At 70.5% G+C, this 18,406-nt stretch carries 17 protein-coding genes and 2 pseudogenes; 4 read left to right on the forward strand and 15 right to left on the reverse strand.

Annotation, left to right across the window (positions count from 1 at the left end):
* Nucleotides 1-6: 6 nt before the first annotated feature.
* The 3 genes from ABFX81_RS07185 to ABFX81_RS07195 all read right to left on the reverse strand — a co-directional run bounded on the left by ABFX81_RS07185 (nt 7) and on the right by ABFX81_RS07195 (nt 2,668).
* Nucleotides 7-453, reverse strand: a complete 447-nt coding sequence (locus tag ABFX81_RS07185; RefSeq protein WP_086839351.1) for a VOC family protein — start codon at nt 451-453, stop codon at nt 7-9.
* Between the two features lie 62 nt (nt 454-515).
* A complete protein-coding gene (locus tag ABFX81_RS07190; protein ID WP_086839368.1) occupies nt 516-974 on the reverse strand; it encodes a helix-turn-helix domain-containing protein in 459 nt (152 codons plus the stop codon).
* 98 nt (nt 975-1,072) lie between these two features.
* Nucleotides 1,073-2,668 carry a DHA2 family efflux MFS transporter permease subunit gene (locus ABFX81_RS07195; protein WP_086839354.1) on the reverse strand — a complete coding sequence of 532 codons (1,596 nt, stop codon included), beginning with the start codon at nt 2,666-2,668 and terminating at the stop codon, nt 1,073-1,075.
* A gap of 124 nt (nt 2,669-2,792) precedes the next feature.
* On the opposite strand from ABFX81_RS07195, the gene ABFX81_RS07200 reads away from it, so the two are divergent.
* Nucleotides 2,793-3,389, forward strand: coding sequence for a TetR family transcriptional regulator (locus ABFX81_RS07200; RefSeq protein WP_086839356.1), 597 nt, complete (start codon nt 2,793-2,795; stop codon nt 3,387-3,389).
* Nucleotides 3,390-3,411: 22 nt separating this feature from the next.
* On the opposite strand, the gene ABFX81_RS07205 is transcribed toward ABFX81_RS07200, so the two are convergent.
* Nucleotides 3,412-4,116 (reverse strand): peptidoglycan DD-metalloendopeptidase family protein, encoded by a 705-nt coding sequence (locus ABFX81_RS07205; protein WP_086839358.1) that lies wholly within the window; start codon nt 4,114-4,116, stop codon nt 3,412-3,414.
* Between the two features lie 440 nt (nt 4,117-4,556).
* On the opposite strand from ABFX81_RS07205, the gene ABFX81_RS07210 reads away from it, so the two are divergent.
* Entirely contained in the window at nt 4,557-5,189 is a 633-nt protein-coding gene (locus tag ABFX81_RS07210) for an HAD family acid phosphatase (protein WP_086839360.1), read from the forward strand.
* A gap of 65 nt (nt 5,190-5,254) precedes the next feature.
* Here the strand turns inward: ABFX81_RS07210 and ABFX81_RS07215 are convergent, their stop codons facing one another.
* The gene (locus ABFX81_RS07215; protein ID WP_059423420.1) at nt 5,255-7,780 is read right to left on the reverse strand and encodes an ATP-dependent Clp protease ATP-binding subunit; all 2,526 of its coding nucleotides are present in this window, start codon (nt 7,778-7,780) and stop codon (nt 5,255-5,257) included.
* Between the two features lie 430 nt (nt 7,781-8,210).
* Between ABFX81_RS07215 and ABFX81_RS07220 the strand changes: the two are divergent.
* Nucleotides 8,211-8,567 (forward strand): annotated as a pseudogene (locus tag ABFX81_RS07220) (SCO3374 family protein); the annotation flags it as partial.
* Between the two features lie 981 nt (nt 8,568-9,548).
* A pseudogene (locus ABFX81_RS07225) lies at nt 9,549-9,785 on the forward strand (SCO3374 family protein); the annotation flags it as partial.
* Nucleotides 9,786-9,794: 9 nt separating this feature from the next.
* Here ABFX81_RS07225 and ABFX81_RS07230 read toward each other — a convergent pair.
* The 10 genes from ABFX81_RS07230 to ABFX81_RS07275 all read right to left on the reverse strand — a co-directional run bounded on the left by ABFX81_RS07230 (nt 9,795) and on the right by ABFX81_RS07275 (nt 18,256).
* On the reverse strand, nt 9,795-10,130 hold the full coding sequence (locus ABFX81_RS07230) for a histone-like nucleoid-structuring protein Lsr2 (RefSeq protein WP_010048839.1): 336 nt from the start codon (nt 10,128-10,130) through the stop codon (nt 9,795-9,797).
* Nucleotides 10,131-10,408: 278 nt separating this feature from the next.
* The gene (locus ABFX81_RS07235; protein WP_086839362.1) at nt 10,409-10,942 is read right to left on the reverse strand and encodes an amino-acid N-acetyltransferase; all 534 of its coding nucleotides are present in this window, start codon (nt 10,940-10,942) and stop codon (nt 10,409-10,411) included.
* 9 nt (nt 10,943-10,951) lie between these two features.
* A complete protein-coding gene (locus ABFX81_RS07240; RefSeq protein WP_346137983.1) occupies nt 10,952-11,476 on the reverse strand; it encodes a BlaI/MecI/CopY family transcriptional regulator in 525 nt (174 codons plus the stop codon).
* A gap of 202 nt (nt 11,477-11,678) precedes the next feature.
* Nucleotides 11,679-11,867, reverse strand: a complete 189-nt coding sequence (locus ABFX81_RS07245) for a hypothetical protein (RefSeq protein WP_346137795.1) — start codon at nt 11,865-11,867, stop codon at nt 11,679-11,681.
* An 18-nt stretch (nt 11,868-11,885) separates the two neighbouring features.
* A complete protein-coding gene (locus ABFX81_RS07250) occupies nt 11,886-12,587 on the reverse strand; it encodes a hypothetical protein (RefSeq protein ID WP_346137984.1) in 702 nt (233 codons plus the stop codon).
* 237 nt (nt 12,588-12,824) lie between these two features.
* Entirely contained in the window at nt 12,825-13,622 is a 798-nt protein-coding gene (locus ABFX81_RS07255; protein WP_059414627.1) for a type III pantothenate kinase, read from the reverse strand.
* Nucleotides 13,623-13,639: 17 nt separating this feature from the next.
* A complete protein-coding gene (gene nadC / locus ABFX81_RS07260; RefSeq protein ID WP_086854133.1) occupies nt 13,640-14,614 on the reverse strand; it encodes a carboxylating nicotinate-nucleotide diphosphorylase in 975 nt (324 codons plus the stop codon).
* 5 nt (nt 14,615-14,619) lie between these two features.
* Nucleotides 14,620-16,341: an L-aspartate oxidase gene (locus tag ABFX81_RS07265; RefSeq protein ID WP_086854126.1), complete on the reverse strand. Its 1,722-nt coding sequence runs from the start codon at nt 16,339-16,341 to the stop codon at nt 14,620-14,622.
* A complete protein-coding gene (gene panC / locus ABFX81_RS07270) occupies nt 16,338-17,330 on the reverse strand; it encodes a pantoate--beta-alanine ligase (protein WP_086854127.1) in 993 nt (330 codons plus the stop codon). Before panC ends, ABFX81_RS07265 begins: the two co-directional genes overlap by 4 nt.
* The gene (locus ABFX81_RS07275; RefSeq protein WP_086854128.1) at nt 17,330-18,256 is read right to left on the reverse strand and encodes a Rossmann-like and DUF2520 domain-containing protein; all 927 of its coding nucleotides are present in this window, start codon (nt 18,254-18,256) and stop codon (nt 17,330-17,332) included. Before ABFX81_RS07275 ends, panC begins: the two co-directional genes overlap by 1 nt.
* Nucleotides 18,257-18,406 lie beyond the last annotated feature (150 nt).

Consider the following 18,406-nt stretch of genomic DNA (forward strand, 5'->3'; position numbering starts at 1 on the left):
CGGTGGTCAGCAGGTCCAGTCCTGGTCCAGGTCGAGTCCGCCCTCCCGGGGCTGCGTGAAGGAGAACCAGTTGCCGGAGTCGTCGCGGAACAGCGCCTCCGTGCCGTACGGGCGCTCCTGCGGCTCCTGGAGGAACTCCACGCCCCGGTCCTTGAGCTTCTTGTAGTCGCCGTGGATGTCGTCGGTGGTCAGCACGCCGGCGCCGAGCGCGCCCTTCGTCACCAGCTTCCGGACCATCTCGGCGGACTCGGGGTCCATCGCCGGCCCGCCGGGCACCATCAGCGTGAGCTCGACGTCGGGCTGGTCGGGCGAGCCGACGGTGAGCCAGCGCATGCCGCCCTCGCCCATGGTCATGTCCGTACGGACCTCCAGGCCCAGTTTCTCGGTGTAGAACTCCTTGGCACGGTCCTGGTCGAGGACCCAGACGGTCGAAATGGCGAGACCCTTGATCATGGCGTGCTCCTGCTGGTCGGGGCCGGTTCGTGCTTGCCCTGCCACCGTAGGCAGCGGGGGTGTCAGCCCGCTTCTCCGGAATTGCGCTGCTCGCCGGAGGCGGAGCCGGTGCCAGCGCTCTGGGCCGGTGCCGACCGGAAGCCGCCGGCCCACAGCATGGCGTAGCAGCCCGGTATGAGTGCCGCTCCGCGGCCCACGTGCTTCGTCCGGTACTCGCTGGGTGTCAGGCCGGTCCACGCCTTGAACCGGGCCGAGAAGGTGCCGACGCTGCTGAAGCCGACCAGGTGGCAGACCTCCGTCACCGAGAGGTTCGCCGTGCGCAGCAGGTCCTCGGCGCGTTCTATGCGGCGGTGCGTGAGGTACTGCCCGGGGGTCTCGCCGTACACCTCCTTGAAGGCGCGGATGAAGTGATACCGCGAGTACCCGGCGTGTGCGGCCACGGCGCCCAGGTCCAGGTCCGGATCGGCCCACTCCCGGTCCATGGCGTCCTTGGCCAGGCGCACCTGCCGCGTCTTGTCCATGGATCCGATGGTGGCACGGGGGTCTGACAGCGGGGTGTGCGGCCGCATGAGGAAGGCCCTGGGGCTCTCCACCCCGGGGCCTTCCTCATGCGGTCCGGTCAGACGGCCTCCGCCACGGGCGGCTGCGCCGCCGGGGCGTCCGCCTCGTCCTCCGCCTTCGGCCCGGCCCCCTTGAGCGGGACCTCCTTGACGAACACGGCCGCCACCAGGGCGACCACCGCCACCACGGCTCCCAGCAGGAACGCCGAGTGCGTGCCGGCGGACACCGCGTGCTGGTAGGCCTCCCGGGCCGCCGCCGGGAGCTTCGCCAGGCTCGCCTGGTCGAGCTGCGCGGACTGCTCGGTGACCTTGGAGCCCAGCGCACCGGCCCGCTCGGCCATGACGTCCTGGACGCGGTTGTTGAACAGCGCGCCCATGATCGCGACGCCGAAGGAGGAGCCGAGGGTGCGGAAGAGGGTGGTGGACGAGGACGCGACGCCCATGTCCTTCATCTCCACGCTGTTCTGCGCGACCAGCATGGTGATCTGCATCAGGCAGCCCATGCCGAACCCGACCACGGCCATGAAGACACCGGAGGTGAACCGCGAGGTCCCCGTGTCCATCGTGGACAGGAGGTAGAGACCGACGGTCATCAGGACGCTGCCGAGAATCGGGAACACCTTGTACCGGCCGGTGTTCGTGGTGACCCGGCCGGCGACCATCGAGGTCACCAGCATCGCGCCGAGCATGGGCAGGAGCAGCAGCCCGGAGTTGGTGGCGGAGGCCCCCTGCACGGCCTGCTGGAAGAACGGCAGGAACAGCGTCGCGCCGAACATCACGAACCCGGTGATGAAGCCGATGACCGACATCAGCGTGAAGTTGCGGCTGCGGAAGATGTGCAGCGGCACCACCGGCTCGGCCGCCTTGGTCTGCCAGAACACGAACCCGACGAGTGCGGCGACCCCGATGCCGATCAGCTCCATGATCCGCGCGGAGGTCCAGGCGTACTCGGTGCCGCCCCAGGTGGTGACGAGCACGATCGCGGTGATGCCGACGGTCAGCAGGGCGGCGCCCAGGTAGTCGATCCGCGCCTCGGACCGCTTCTTCGGCAGGTGCAGCACGGCACTGACGGCGACCAGCGCGACCACGCCGAGCGGCAGGTTGATGTAGAACGCCCAGCGCCAGCCCCAGTGGTCGGTGATCGTGCCGCCGACCAGCGGGCCGCCGATCATCGCCAGCGCCATGACGCCGGCCATCATGCCCTGGTACTTGCCGCGTTCCCGGGGCGGGATCAGGTCACCGATGATCGCCATGACACCGACCATCAGACCGCCGGCCCCGAGGCCCTGGATCGCGCGGAAGCCGATGAGCTGCCCCATGTCCTGGGCCATGCCGCTGAGCGCCGAGCCGATCAGGAAGAGGACGATGGACGACATGAACATGCCCTTGCGGCCGTACATGTCGCCGAGCTTGCCCCACAGCGGGGTGGAGGCCGCCGTCGCGAGCGTGTAGGAGGTGACCACCCACGAGAGGTGTTCGAGGCCGCCCAGTTCACCGACGATCGTCGGCATCGCCGTACCGATGATCATGTTGTCGAGCATCGCGAGCATCATCGCGATCATCAGCGCGAGCAGCACGACCCGCACGCTCTTCGGCCGTTTCCCCCCGGTGTCGGTGTCGGCGCCGACCGCCGGTGTGTCCGTCGTGTCCGCCATCGCTTTCCCACTCCCCCAGCTACCGCTACTTACTTGCCGACCGGCTAGTGACTACACTCGGAAGCTAGCCGCGGAACTAGCCGGGCGTCAAGTAAGTTTTATGGAAAGGGAGCGGCGTAGGAGGATGGGCGGCACCATGGACGGCACCAGGAAGCGGCGCCGCGGGGACACCCGCCAGCGCATCCAGGACGTGGCCCTCGAACTCTTCGCGGAGCAGGGCTACGAGAAGACCTCCCTGCGCGAGATCGCGGAACGCCTGGAGGTCACCAAGGCGGCGCTCTACTACCACTTCAAGACGAAGGAAGAGATCCTCGTCAGCATCTTCGAGGACCTCACGAAGCCGATCGAGGAACTGATCGAGTGGGGACGGCAGCAGCCGCACACGCTCGACACCAAGCAGGAGATCGTCCGCCGTTACGCGGAGACCCTGTACGGCGCCGCGCCGCTGTTCCGCTTCATGCACGACAACCAGGCGACGGTGCGGGAGCTGCGGATCGGCGACTCCTTCAAGGAGCGCATCCGCAGCCTGCGCGACATCATCATCGACCCGGACGCCGACATGGTCGACCAGGTGCGCTGCGTCAGCGCGATCTTCACCCTGCACGCCGGGATGTTCCTGCTCCAGGACCTGGAAGGCGACCCCGAGGACAAGAACAAAGCCGTCCTCGAGGTCGCCACGGACCTGGTGACCCAGGCCCACCGGGGAGCCAAGGGCCCCTAGCGGGCCCGGGTGCCCGGGATCGTCAGACCGTGACGCCCTTGGCGCGCAGGAACTTCACCGGGTCGACCGCCGAGCCGTAGTTGGCGGTCGTACGGATCTCGAAGTGCAGGTGCGGACCGCTCGAGTTGCCGGTGTTGCCGGACCGGGCGATCTCCTGGCCGGTCTTGACGATCTGGCCGATGCTCACCTTGACCGTCGACAGGTGGGCGTACTGCGAGTACGTGCCGTTGCCGTGCTTGATCACGACGGCGTTGCCGTACGCGGGGCCGTCACCGGCGCCGTTGCCGCCGGCCTTGACGACGGTGCCGCCGTGGGCCGCGACGACCTGGGTGCCGCTCGGCACGGCGAAGTCCTGCCCGCTGTGGGTGGACTGCCACATGCCGCCGTTCTGGGCGAAGCTCGCGGAGAGCTTGTACTTCTTCACCGGGTCGACCCAGGACGGCGTGGCCTTCTTCGCGGCCTTCTTCACGGCGGCCTTCTTGGCGGCGGCCGCCTTCTTCACGGCGGCGGCCTTCTCGGCCTTCGCGGCTGCGGCCTTGGCCGCCTTGGCCTGGGCGGCGGCCTGCGCCTGGACGGCACCGGCGGCGCCGGACGCGGCCGTGGTGTCGGCGGCGGACGCGACCCCGGCTCCCAGTGCGACCGAGACACCGAGGCCGGCGGCCAGCACGGTCGCACGGGTGCGGAGCTGGGACGTACGGAAGGAACGGGACGTGACGCGCTGGGACATCGAAACCTCGTGGGGAAGGGGACGGAGAAAACCACCCGGCGCACAGTCGCTCGCCGAATGGCCATCCCTTGGTAACCCGAAGTCCGACAAACTCCCAAAAGCGTGATCTACGGCCTAAGTTAGTAACTTAGTGCCGTGTTCTACGTCTCTTGACATGGCACCCATTCGGGACAAATCACCGCACTACCCCGCACTTCAGCCCGCTCCACGGGCCAAGAATCCCTTTCCTCCCGACCCGTTCAGCACTATTCCGCCTAGTAACGGACATATCGCCTGTGCCGCATGTCACCGGGGGCCCTCTTCAGCCATTCCGGAAATGTGGCGCACGCCTCTATGCACTTACCGTTCGGTAACCCTACGGTTCCCCTCGCGCCACCCTCGCCCACGAACATGCACACGACATGTTGGCAGCGTCACGGACGTGAGAGGACCCCCACGACATGCAGACCCGACGCCCCTGGTTGCGCCGCGCATCAGTGACCGCCGTCTCGGCAGCCGCCCTCGTGGCGATGGCCGCGCCGGCCCACGCCGCGGCCCCCGCCGGTACCGCCACCGCGGTCACCACGGCCGCCGCCGCAGACGTCGACTACGCGACATGGCAGAAGGACTGCCAGGCGGTGATGGACCAGGCGCTGCCCTACCTGAAGCAGCGGATAGCGGCCGCCAAGCCGGGCGAGAAGCAGGCCATCGTCTTCGACATCGACAACACCACGCTGGAGACCGACTTCGGCTTCAGCTACCCGCAGCCGGCCAACAAGCCGGTCCTGGAGGCCGCCAGATACGCCCAGGAGCGCGGCGTCGCCCTGTTCTTCGTGACCGCCCGCCCGGACATCATCCACTCGTTCACCGAGTACAACCTGAAGCAGGCCGGCTACCAGGTCTCCGGCCTGTACGTCCGGAACTTCATCGACCTCTTCAAGAACGTCGCCGAGTACAAGACGGCCCAGCGCGTCGACGTCGAGAGGAAGGGCTACACGATCATCGCGAACATCGGCAACAGCGCCACCGACCTCTCGGGCGGCCACGCCGAGAAGACGTACAAGCTGCCGGACTACGACGGGCAGCTGTCCTGACGCGACAGGGCATGCAAAAGGGGCCGGTGCTCTCAGCACCGGCCCCTCTCACTCGACCGTGACGCTTACACGTCCTTGCTCAGGTTCGGACCCGTGCCACCGGCCGCCTGCTCGATCGGCGGGACGTCCGGCAGGGCCGACTTCTCCTCGCCGCGGAAGGTGAAGGTCTTGGTCTCGCCCTCGCCCTCGGTGTCCACGACCACGATGTGACCGGGACGCAGCTCGCCGAAGAGGATCTTCTCGGAGAGGCTGTCCTCGATCTCGCGCTGGATGGTCCGGCGCAGCGGCCGGGCGCCCAGCACGGGGTCGTAGCCCTTCTTGGACAGCAGCTCCTTGGCGGACTGGGAGAGCTCGATGCCCATGTCCCGGTCCTTCAGGCGCTCGTCCACCTTGCCGATCATCAGGTCGACGATCTGGAGGATGTCGTCCTGGCTGAGCTGCGGGAAGACGACCACGTCGTCGACGCGGTTGAGGAACTCGGGCCGGAAGTGCTGCTTGAGCTCGTCCGAGACCTTGTTCTTCATGCGCTCGTAGTTGGACTTGGTGTCGCCCTGGGCCGCGAAGCCCAGGTTGAAGCCCTTGGAGATGTCCCGGGTGCCGAGGTTGGTCGTCATGATGATGACCGTGTTCTTGAAGTCCACGACCCGGCCCTGGGAGTCGGTCAGGCGACCGTCCTCCAGGATCTGCAGCAGCGAGTTGAAGATGTCCGGGTGGGCCTTCTCGACCTCGTCGAAGAGGACGACCGAGAACGGCTTGCGGCGGACCTTCTCCGTCAGCTGGCCGCCCTCCTCGTAGCCCACGTAACCGGGGGGCGAACCGAAGAGACGCGACACCGTGTGCTTCTCGCTGAACTCCGACATGTCGAGGGAGATCAGCGCGTCCTCGTCACCGAAGAGGAACTCGGCGAGCGCCTTGGACAGCTCCGTCTTACCGACACCGGACGGGCCGGCGAAGATGAACGAGCCACCGGGACGCTTCGGGTCCTTCAGACCGGCACGCGTACGGCGGATCGCCTTCGACAGCGCCTTGACGGCGTCCTTCTGGCCGATGACCCGCTTGTGGAGCTCGTCCTCCATGCGGAGCAGTCGGCTGGACTCCTCCTCGGTCAGCTTGAAGACCGGGATGCCCGTGGCCGTGGCGAGGACCTCGGCGATCAGCTCGCCGTCGACCTCGGCGACGACGTCCATGTCGCCGGCCTTCCACTCCTTCTCCCGCTTGGCCTTCGCGGCGAGGAGCTGCTTCTCCTTGTCGCGCAGGGAGGCGGCCTTCTCGAAGTCCTGCGAGTCGATCGCGGACTCCTTGTCGCGGCGGACGCCGGCGATCTTCTCGTCGAACTCGCGCAGGTCCGGCGGCGCGGTCATCCGGCGGATGCGCATCCGGGAACCGGCCTCGTCGATCAGGTCGATCGCCTTGTCCGGCAGGAAGCGGTCCGAGATGTACCGGTCGGCCAGGGTGGCGGCCTGGACCAGCGCCTCGTCCGTGATGGAGACGCGGTGGTGCGCCTCGTACCGGTCACGCAGACCCTTGAGGATCTCGATCGTGTGCGGCAGGGACGGCTCCGCGACCTGGATGGGCTGGAAGCGGCGCTCGAGGGCCGCGTCCTTCTCCAGGTGCTTGCGGTACTCGTCCAGCGTGGTCGCACCGATGGTCTGCAGCTCACCGCGGGCCAGCATCGGCTTCAGGATGGAAGCCGCGTCGATGGCGCCCTCGGCGGCACCCGCACCGACCAGCGTGTGCAGCTCGTCGATGAACAGGATGATGTCGCCGCGGGTGCGGATCTCCTTGAGCACCTTCTTCAGGCGCTCCTCGAAGTCACCGCGGTAGCGGGAGCCGGCGACCAGCGCGCCGAGGTCCAGGGTGTAGAGGTGCTTGTCCTTGAGGGTCTCGGGCACCTCGCCCTTGACGATGGCCTGGGCCAGGCCCTCGACGACGGCGGTCTTGCCGACGCCGGGCTCACCGATCAGGACCGGGTTGTTCTTCGTGCGGCGGGACAGCACCTGCATGACCCGCTCGATCTCCTTCTCGCGCCCGATGACCGGGTCGAGCTTGGACTCACGAGCGGCCTGGGTGAGGTTCCGGCCGAACTGGTCGAGGACCAGGGACGTGGAGGGCGTGCCCTCGGCAGGACCGCCGGCGGTGGCGGTCTCCTTGCCCTGGTAACCGGAGAGCAGCTGGATCACCTGCTGCCGCACGCGGTTCAGATCTGCGCCCAGCTTGACCAGGACCTGGGCGGCGACGCCCTCGCCCTCACGGATCAGGCCGAGCAGGATGTGCTCCGTGCCGATGTAGTTGTGGCCCAGCTGAAGAGCCTCGCGGAGCGACAGCTCCAGGACCTTCTTGGCACGAGGGGTGAAGGGGATGTGACCCGACGGGGCCTGCTGGCCCTGCCCGATGATCTCCTCCACCTGCTGGCGGACCGCCTCGAGCGAAATCCCGAGGCTCTCAAGGGCCTTGGCGGCGACACCTTCACCCTCGTGGATCAGGCCCAGGAGGATGTGCTCAGTGCCGATGTAGTTGTGGTTGAGCATCCGGGCTTCTTCCTGAGCCAGGACGACAACCCGCCGCGCGCGGTCGGTGAACCTCTCGAACATCGTTAATCGCTCCTCAGAGCGGTCAGGCAGTGGGGGGAACTTCCCCTCCCTGTCCTTCCGCAGCTTAGTCCCGCAAGCGGGGACCGCTCATTCCAACTGCCGACACCGTCCTTGGCCTCCTGACCCCGAACGCCGACATCTGCTCCAACCCGATGGTGCGAGACGATGTTCCCGCAGGCCAGGCAGTTACCCCCTTCGCCAGTACGCCCATGGCGAACGTGAGACGGCCTTTCCTGCGTGTCGCCCCCTCCCACTAGGGATGTCTTACCCGGACGGACCGGAAGTCCATGCCGAGCACCCCCGTTCCCTCCGCTACGGGCGAACAACCTTGCGCCTCCCCGCACCCCTCACACGCCCCCGTTTCGCCACTGTGTGCGCCCAATGCGACACCCACCGTAACCCGCACGCTCCTCCCGCTGTTGCACTTGGCATGTTCGGAGCCCCCGGCCCCATCCCGCTCCCCCGTCGGCCGCTCGACGCGAGCTGGCGGGTCCGACGGTGGTACGAGAACGAACTGGGCTGGCCGACGGTGCCCGGCGATCCTCTGCGGCTGGCGGTGGGGGTGCGCTACGACGTCCTGGACGTGCCTGCCGAGGCGGGACACGCGGCCCTGCGGCACTTGGGACCACGCTCCCCGGTCGCCCTGCTCGGCGACCGGATGCGCCTCCTGGTGGCCCCGGGCAGCGCGGAGGAACTGCCCGGGCTCCTGGAGTGGCTGGAGTGGGGGACGCTGCCGCTCGACCTGACGGCGATCGGGGCGGGGGGTGCCATGGAGGCGCCGTGTCCGCCCTGGATGGTGACGCCGTTCTGCGACGGGGCGGACGGCTCGATGCCGCCCCGTGCGGCGGACGCGCCGCCGGTCCGGGCGACGGACGGCTCGATGGCGCGCACGAGGGGCGCGGGGCCGCCTTGCGAGGCGGACGCGCCGCCGATCCGGGCGGCGGACGGCTCGATGGCGCGCACGAGGGGCGCGGGGCCGCCTTGCGAGGCGGACGCGCCGCCGATCCGGGCGACGGACGGCTCGACACCGGGTGCGAGGAGCGGACTGGCGGCGCGCAAGGCGGGCGCACCGCCGTTCCGGGGGACGGACGGCTTCGCATCGGGCGAGAGGGGCGGACTGGCGCCGTGCGAGGCGTACGTGCCGTTGTGCCGCGAGACGGACGGCTCGATGCCGTGCGCGCGGGGCGGCCTCATGCCGAGGGAGACGGGCGGGGTGCCGCCTGACGAGGCGAGCGCGTGGTTCTTCCGCGAGACGGGCGGGTCGCTGTCGCGGGAAAGGGACAGCGTGATGCCGCGCGGAGCAGGCGGGCTGCCACCTGGCGGGACGGACTCGATGCTGCCCCACGGGACGGACGCGGTGCATTTCCGCGACACGGACGGCTCGCTGTCACGGGAAAGGGACAGCTTGATGCCGCGCGGAGCAGGCGGGCTGCCGCCTGGCGGGACGGACTGGCCGCTGGAGCACGGGACGGACGCGGCGCATTTCCGCGACACGGACGGCTCGCTGTCGCGGGAAAGGGACAGCGTGATGCCGCGCGGAGCAGGCGGGCTGCCGCCTGGCGGGACGGACTGGCCGCTGGACCACGCGGCGGACGCGGCGCATCTCCGCGACACGGACGGCTCGGTATCGCGCGCGAGGGGTGGACCGCTGCCGTGCGAGGCCTTCATGCCCGTGGCCGCCGAGAGGGGCGGGCCGCTGCCTCGTCAGGCGTTCGCGCCGTCGGCCTCCGAGACGGACGGCGCGTTGCCCCCCGAGCCCGGCTTCTCCCGTGGCCGGCCGCTTCCCCTGGGCCGGTTCGGTTCCCAGGGGGCCGCTGTGTGGCTGCGGCCCCCCGAGCCGGGATGCGAGGTCGAGGCCTCGCTGCCGACGCTGTCGGCGTTGGGGGGCGGCGGAGACGCCCCCGATCTCGTGCGGCTGGTGAACACGGTGGCCACGCAATGCCACCGGCTCCGACTGCGGCGCGCGGGCGCGCAGCCGCCGGCCTTGCGTGCGCAGGGTCGGTAGTGCCGCTGTTCAGCCGTTGGCCTTCTCGTAGGCCTCGCGGATGGTCGCGGGAACACGGCCGCGGTCGTTGACCTCGTAGCCGTTCTCCTTCGCCCAGGCGCGGATGGCCGCCGTGTCCTGGCTGCCGCTCGAAGCCGCCCGCGCCTTTCCACGCCCGCCCGAAGCACGGCCTCCGGTACGACGACCGCCCTTCACGTAAGGCTCGAGAAGGCCGCGGAGCTTGTCCGCATTGGCGGTGGTGAGATCGATCTCGTACGTCTTGCCGTCCAGCGCGAACGTCACGGTCTCGTCCGCCTCGCCGCCGTCGAGGTCGTCGACAAGAAGGACCTGAACCTTCTGTGCCACCGGATTTCCTTTCATCGATATCTTCAGGGCCGGGGTGTGCCGGCGTCCGCCGTATCACCGTCCCCTGTTATATGCAGTACTGCAGTACCTCGGAAAGCAAACCGCTTTTGCCGGAAAAACACAAACCCTCGGGAGAGACCGGCAGCCCCGCCTCCGCCCGGAAACGTGCGCGTTTCGGACATAGGGCACCCGCGCAGGGCGGCGGTGCGGAATATGTCTTGACGAACCGGGCGGTCTTGCGACCGACTTGCGACTGGCTTGTGTGTCCGTCCCGGCGATCACAGATGCAGAAGCATCCGGCTGTTGCCCAAGGTGTTCGGTTTCACTCGTTCGAGACCGAGGAACTCCGCGACACCCTCGTCATAGGAACGCAGCAGCTCCGCGTAGACATCGGTGTCGACGGGCGTCTCGCCGATCTCCACGAAGCCGTGCTTGCTGAAGAAGTCGACTTCGAAGGTCAGACAGAAAACGCGGCGAACGCCGAGCCAGCGGGCGGTGTGCAGCAACTTCTCCAGCAACTGGTGTCCGACACCCGCGCCCTTCAGGCCGGGCTTCACGGCGAGAGTGCGCACTTCCGCCAGGTCTTCCCACATCACGTGCAGGGCGCCGCAGCCGACGACCTCGGCGTTGTCGTCCCGTTCCGCGACCCAGAACTCCTGGATGTCCTCGTAAAGCGTCACCGTTGCTTTGTCGAGCAGGATGCCGCCGCGGACGTAGGCGTCAAGGAGGCGACGCACGGCCGGGACATCGCCGGTACGGGCCCGCCGGACGGTGATGGCTTTTGCGGGGGCTTCGGGGCTCTTCGCGGACATGCCGGGACGCTATCGCCCGTCGGCGTCCTGAGCGGAGGCGGGGTTCTCCGGCGGTTCCGCCGGTTCCGTTCGCTCCGCCGGTTCCGTTCGTTCCGCAGGTTCCGTTCGTTCCGCAGGTTCCGTTCGTTCCGCAGGTTCGGTTCGTTCCACCGGTTCCGTGCGTTCCGCTCGTTCGGCCGGTTCCGACGTTCCGGTCGGTTTCTGGGTTTCCGGTACCTGGACGATGCGTACGGCATCGCGGAGAGCCCCTCGCTGTTCCTCGCTCATCATGCCGAAGAAGGCGACCAGAGCCGCGGCGGGGTTGTCACTCTGCGACCAGGCGTCGTTCATCAGGGCGGCGGCGTAGGCGGCGCGTGTGGAGACCGCCTCATATCGATAGGCGCGGCCCTCCGCCTCGCGGCGCACCCAGCCCTTCTGATGGAGATTGTCCAAAACGGTCATCACGGTGGTGTACGCGATGGACCGCTCCTTCTGAAGATCTTCCAGGACTTCTCGAACGGTCACCGGGCGGTTCCACTTCCACACCCGCGACATGACCGCGTCTTCGAGTTCTCCCAATGGGCGAGGCACACCTCAGAACAATAGTGGGAGATCTGGGTAATGGCGTGGCGGACGTGCGCTTCACGGCGAACGGGAGCAAAAAGGGCGTACGACTCGAAAGTGCGAGCCCGCGGAGGGGCGGCCGCACGGAGTCGTACGCCGTCGGAACGCTGCGCCGGGGGCGGCAGCGGTCGGGTCAGGCTTCGGCCTTCGGAGGCGTCGCGGAGGACTCTCGGGCGCCATCCACGCGCGCGAGGGCGGCGTCGACGGCCGCGTCCTCCTTGGCCTTGTTGACGCCGCCCTGTGTCTTCACGATCACCCGGATCACGCCGATGAAGAAGACGGCCATGACGACCGGGGGCAGGAGCGCGGAGACGTAGTCCATGGATCCAGAGTAGCCACGTCAGCCCGCGGCGAGCTGCTGGGGGTTCGCCGGGGGTGGCGGGCTGGGCTTGCGGCGCGGGAAGACCTCGCCCGGGGTGGGGATCGGGCGCCCGGGCTTCGGGGTTCCCGGGGCGGGAGCCGGGGCGGGCTTGGGGGCGGGCTTCGGAGCCGCCGGCTTTCGTGCGGGCTTCTTCTCGGGCTGCTTCTCGGGGGTGTCCTCGGCGGTGCCGGAGGGCCCTCCGGGGTGAGGCAGGAGACGGAGGCGGGAGCGAGAGGCGGGGACGGTGGGGGTGCCGGGCGCGACCGCGCGAGCGGCGGGGTGAGCGGTCGGGCGAGCGATCGGCGAGGGGGCGTGCGAGCCGGTGCGTACGGTCTGCTGCCCGGTGAGCCGGCGGCAGCGGTCCAGGAGGGCGGCGGCGGTGGGGTTGCCGCTCAGCGCCCGGAGGGCGGCGAGGTCGTCGGGGCGTGGGCGGTATCCGGCGCCCAGTGCCTCGTCCAGGAGCGTGAGGTAGCCGGCGGCGGTACCGGGGAGGGCGGCGCGGTACCGGCCGAGGTCGGCCACGAGGAAGGCACGCAGCCTGGCCCCCTCCTGCATCGCCTCGTCGAGCGACTCTGCGAGGCGGAGGCAGTCCTGGACGTCGTCGGCCGAGGCGGAGGTGGGGTGAAGGGCGAGGGCGAGAGCGCGGCGGAGCACACGCAGCTCCTCCACACCGAACGCCATGCCGCCGCGGGATCCGTATGGCGTGGGCATGCGGCGACGATACGCGCTAATCAGACAAATTCGGCATAGCGGATGGGTGTGGCGTGGGGGACCACCCGGGTGGGCGGGGCCGGCGAGGTCGGGCCCGCGTGGCTGCGGGCAATCCTGCCGCCGAGGGCAGCACGGGTGGGCGCAGCAGCACCCCGCCACGCCGGGCTGCGAACCCACCCTGCCCCAGCAACGACGCCGAGTCGCGGCTCACATACGCGACACGTTCCGCTCGTACACCAGCCGCAGCCCGATCAGCGTCAGCCACGGCTCGTGTTCGTCGATGACCGACGACTCGCCCAGGACCATCGGTGCCAGACCGCCCGTCGCGATGACCGTGACATCGTCCGGGTCGTCGGACAGCTCGCGGGCCACCCGGTTGACGACCCCGTCGACCTGGCCGGCGAAACCGTAGATGATGCCCGACTGCATCGCCTCGACCGTGTTCTTGCCGATCACGCTGCGGGGGCGGGCCACCTCGATCTTGCGGAGCTGGGCGCCGCGGACGCCGAGGGCCTCGACGGAGATCTCGATGCCGGGGGCGATGACCCCGCCGACGTACTCGCCGCGCGCGCTGACCGCGTCGAACGTCGTCGCCGTGCCGAAGTCGACGACGATCGCGGGGCCGCCGTAGAGCTCGACCGCCGCGACCGCGTTGATGATGCGGTCCGCGCCGACCTCCTTGGGGTTGTCCATGAGGATCGGGACGCCCGTCTTGACGCCCGGTTCGACCAGGACCGCCGGGACGTCGCCGTAGTAGCGGCGCGTCACCTCGCGGAGTTCGTGCAGGACCGAGGGGACGGTCGCGCAGATGGCGATGCCGTCGATGCCGTCGCCCAGTTCGTCGCCGAGGAGCGGGTGCATGCCCATCAGGCCCTGGAGGAGGACCGCCAGTTCGTCGGCGGTGCGGCGCGCGTCCGTGGAGATACGCCAGTGTTCGACGATGTCCTCGCCGTCGAACAGGCCCAGGACGGTGTGGGTGTTCCCTACGTCGATCGTCAGCAGCATGACCCGTACCCGCTCCCCTACTCCGCCGGCCGCAGGTCCAGGCCGATGTCCAGGATCGGCGAGGAGTGGGTGAGGGCTCCGACGGCCAGGTAGTCGACGCCGGTGTCCGCGTACGCCTTGGCGTTGTCGAGGGTCAGGCGGCCCGAGGCCTCCAGGGCGGCGCGGCCCTGGACGATGGCCACCGCCTCCGCGCACTCGCCCGGCGTGAAGTTGTCCAGGAGGATCAGGTCGGCACCGGCGTCCAGGACCTCGCGGAGCTGGTTCAGGGTGTCGACCTCGACCTCGACGGGGACGTCGGGGAAGCGTTCGCGCACCGCCGTGAAGGCCTGGGCGACGCCGCCCGCGGCGACCACGTGGTTGTCCTTGACGAGGGCCGCGTCCGAGAGGGACATGCGGTGGTTGACTCCGCCGCCGCAGCGGACCGCGTACTTCTCGAGGGAGCGCAGGCCGGGCGTCGTCTTGCGGGTGTCGCGGACCTTGGCCTTCGTGCCGTCCAGGACGTCCGCCCACGCGCGCGTGGCCGTCGCGACGCCCGACAGGCGGCACAGGATGTTCAGGGCACTGCGCTCGGCCGTGAGGAGGTCGCGGGTGCGGGTGGTGACCGAGAGGAGCTTCTGGCCCGCCTCGACGCGGTCGCCGTCCTCGGCGTGGCGTTCGATCGCGAGTTCCTCCTCGCAGACGACCGAGATCACCGCCTCGGCGATCCTCAGCCCCGCCACGACGCCCGCCTCGCGGGCCGTGAAGTCGGCGGTGGACACCGCGTCCTCGGGGATCGTCGCCACGGTCGTCACGTCCACGCCGTGGGCCAGGTCCTCCTGGAGGGCCACGTTGGCGATGTCCTCGACCTCTACGGGGTCGAGGCCGGCGTCGGCCAGGAGCTGGGCGAGTGCGGGGTCCAGGCCGCACTCCAGGTACGCCTCGCCGTCCGCGCCGCAGGCGCAGCCGTCGCCGCAGCCTCCGGACGAGGCGAGGGGAAGGTCGGGGGTGCTCACGTCGGTCACAGCTCCTGGGGGGCCTGGGGAGGAACGGTCGAAGGGAAGTGTGTGGTGTCTGTGGTGTGCACGGCCAGCGTGCGGTCGGGGTTCAGGCGTACGACGATGTGGCGCCGCCAGGTGGTGTCGTCGCGCTCGGGGCGGTCCTCGCGCCAGTGGCAGCCCCGGGTCTCCTCGCGCAGCCGGGCCGCGGTGACCAGGACGCGGGCCACGCACAGCAGGTTGGTGGCCTCCCAGGTGTCGACGCCCGCCTCGGCGGTCTTGCCGTTCTCGGCGAGGGCGTCGCGGGCGTCGGTGTGGAGCTGCTGGAGCTGGTCGGCGGCCTTGGTGAGGGACTCCGCCGAGCGCAGGACACCGGCCCCGTTGGTCATGATCCGCTGGATCGTGAAGCGGGCCTCCGGGGTGAGCAGGGGGTGCTCGGGGGTCTCCGGGTAGGGCAGGGGACGCGGCACGCGCGCGTGGAGGCCGGTTTCCGCGTGGCTCGCGGCGATGTCGGCCGCGATGCGCTCGGCGTAGACGAGGCCTTCGAGGAGGGAGTTGGAGGCCAGGCGGTTGGCGCCGTGCACGCCGGTGCAGGCGACCTCGCCGCACGCGTACAGGCCGGGGACGGTCGTACGGCCGTGGGAGTCGGTGCGGACGCCGCCGGAGGCGTAGTGGGCGGCCGGGGCGACGGGAATGGGCTCGGTGACCGGGTCTATGCCGTGGGCGCGGCAGGCGGCGAGGATCGTCGGGAAGCGGTGTTCCCACATGTCGGCGCCGAAGTGCCGGGCGTCGAGGAACATGTGCTCGGCGTCCTGCTCCTGCATGCGGCGCGTGATGCCCTTGGCGACGATGTCCCGGGGGGCGAGTTCGGCCAGTTCGTGCTGCCCCTGCATGAAGCGCACGCCGTCGGCGTCGACCAGGTGGGCGCCCTCGCCGCGGACCGCCTCGGAGACCAGGGGCTGCTGGCCCTCCGCGTCGGAGCCCAGGAAGAGGACCGTCGGGTGGAACTGGACGAACTCCAGGTCGCTCACCTCGGCGCCCGCGCGCAGCGCCAGGGCCACGCCGTCGCCCGTGGAGACGGAGGGGTTGGTCGTCGCCGAGAAGACCTGGCCCATGCCGCCGGTCGCCAGGACCACCGCGGGGGCGTGGACCGCGCCCACGCCGTCGTGCTGGCCCTCGCCCATGACGTGCAGGGTGACGCCGGCCGTGCGGCCCTCGGCGTCCGTGAGGAGGTCCAGGACGAGCGCGTTCTCGACCGTGCGCAGACCACGCGCGCGTACCGCCTCGACCAGGGCCCTGGAGATCTCGGCACCGGTGGCGTCGCCGCCGGCGTGGGCGATGCGGCGGCGATGGTGGCCGCCCTCGCGGGTGAGTTCCAGGCCGCCCTCGGAGGACTCGTCGAACTGGGCGCCGGTCTCGATGAGGCGGCGTACGGCGTCGGGGCCCTCGGTGACGAGGATGCGGACCGCTTCGTCGTCGCACAGGCCCGCGCCAGCGACCAGGGTGTCGTCGAGGTGCTGTTCGGGGGTGTCGCCCTCGCCGAGGGCCGCGGCGATGCCGCCCTGGGCCCAGCGGGTGGAGCCGTCGTCCAGGCGGGCCTTGGTGACGACGACGGTGGTGAGGCCGGCCGCCTCGCAGCGCAGGGCGGCGGTGAGGCCGGCGACGCCGGAGCCGACGACGACCACGTCCGCGGAGAGGGACCAGCCGGGGGCGGGTGCGTGCAGTCGTATGCCTGTGCTGGTCACGAGGCGGCTCCGAAGGTGAGGGGAACGTTGTCGATCAGCCGGGTCGTCCCGACCCGGGCGGCGACGGCGAGGACCGCCTCGCCGGTGAAGTCGTCCCCGATCTCGGTGAAGTCGGACGGGTCGACCAGGGCGAGGTAGTCCAGCACGAGTGGCGGGTCGAGGCGGGCGGCCTCGTCGAGGACCTGGCGGGCGGCCGCGCGGACTGCGGCCGGGCTGCCCGGGACGGCCGTCGCGACGGCGTGCGCGTCCGCTGCCGCACGGGACTCCCCTATGGCGCTGAGGGCCTCGGCACGCGCGCGTGTGGCGGGCACCTCGCGGGCCCGGGCGCGCAGCGCCTCCTGCGCGGCGTGCCGGTCCTGGCCCGCGAACAGCGCACCGGACAGCGCGAGGGCGGTGCGCCGCTCGGCGGGCGAGAGGTAGCGGTTGCGGCTGGACAGGGCCAGGCCGTCCTCCTCGCGGACGGTGGGCACGCCGACGATCTCCACGCCGAAGTTCAGGTCCCGCACCATGCGGCGGATCAGGGCGAGCTGCTGGGCGTCCTTCTGGCCGTACAGGGCGACGTCGGGGCGGGTGAGGTGGAGCAGCTTGGCGACGACCGTGAGCATGCCGTCGAAGTGGCCCGGGCGGGAGGCGCCCTCCAGCCGCTCGCCCATGGGGCCCGCGGTGATGCGGACCTGGGGCTCGCCACCGGGATACACCTCGTCGACGGCCGGGGCGAACACGACGTCCGCGCCCGACTCCCCGGCCAGCTTCACGTCGGCGTCCAGGGTGCGCGGGTAGCGGTCGAGGTCCTCGCCCGCGCCGAACTGGAGCGGATTGACGAAGACGGTGACGACGACCTCGCCGTCCGGCCCGGCGATGGCGCGCGCGGTGCGGATCAGCGTGGCGTGGCCCTCGTGCAGCGCGCCCATGGTCATCACCACGGCGCGACGGCCCGTACGCGCGCGTGCGTGCAGTTCACCCGCGGTGCTGAGCAGGGTGGTGGTCATCAGGCGTCCCCTTCGGTGCCGTCGGTCCCGTGGGCGAGTACCCCGAGGAGGTCCTCGGCGAGCTCCGGCTTCAGCAGGCCGTGGGCCAGGGCCCGGTCGGCGGTCGCGCGGGCCATCGCCAGGTAGCCGGCGACGGCCTGCGGGGCGTGCCGGCGCAGCTCGGTGACGTGCGCGGCGACCGTGCCCGCGTCCCCGCGCGCGACCGGGCCGGTGAGGGCCGCGTCGCCGGAGCGCAGGGCGTTGTCCAGGGCCGCGCCGAGCAGCGGGCCGAGCATCCGGTCGGGGGCCGCGACACCGGCCGTGCGCAGCAGTTCCAGGGACTGGGCGACCAGGGTGACCAGGTGGTTGGCGCCGAGCGCGAGGGCCGCGTGGTAGAGCGGCCGGTTCTCCTCGGCGATCCACTCCGGCTCGCCGCCCATCTCGATGACCAGGGCCTCGGCGGCCATCCGCAGCTCCTCGGGCGCGGTGACGCCGAAGGAGCAGCCGGCCAGCCGCTGGACGTCCACGGGTGTGCCGGTGAAGGTCATCGCGGGGTGCAGGGCCAGCGGCAGGGCGCCCGCGCGCAGGGCGGGGTCGAGCACCCGTGCGCCGTACCGCCCGGAGGTGTGCACGAGAAGCTGTCCCGGCCGTACGGACCCGGTGTCGGCGAGGCCCGCGACCAGCTCGGGCAGGGCGTCGTCCGGAACGGTCAGCAGGACCAGCTCGGAGCGCTGGAGGACCTCGGCGGGCGGCATCACCGGCACATCGGGCAGCAGTTGCGCGGCCCGGCGCCGGGAGACCTCGGAGACCGCCGAGACGGCGACCGGGCGGTGCCCGGCGAGCTGGAGGGACGCGGCCAGTGCGGGTCCCACGCGACCGGCGCCGACGACGCCGACGGTGAGCCGCGCGGGGCGGTCCTTGGGGTCTGGCTGTGGGGTTGTGTTCACTCGACGGCGGCCTTCCCGTTCCAGTCCGCTCCGGGTACCGGACGATTTCTCGTCATGTTAACGCGATCGGTTCGAGGGACGTTCGGTTGTCCACAGGCTGTGCGTTCAGACAGGGAAAAACGGGGTGTCCGCCCGGACCCGCGCGCGGGA

This window comes from Streptomyces coeruleofuscus (assembly GCF_039532725.1).
Taxonomy (GTDB): domain Bacteria; phylum Actinomycetota; class Actinomycetes; order Streptomycetales; family Streptomycetaceae; genus Streptomyces; species Streptomyces coeruleofuscus.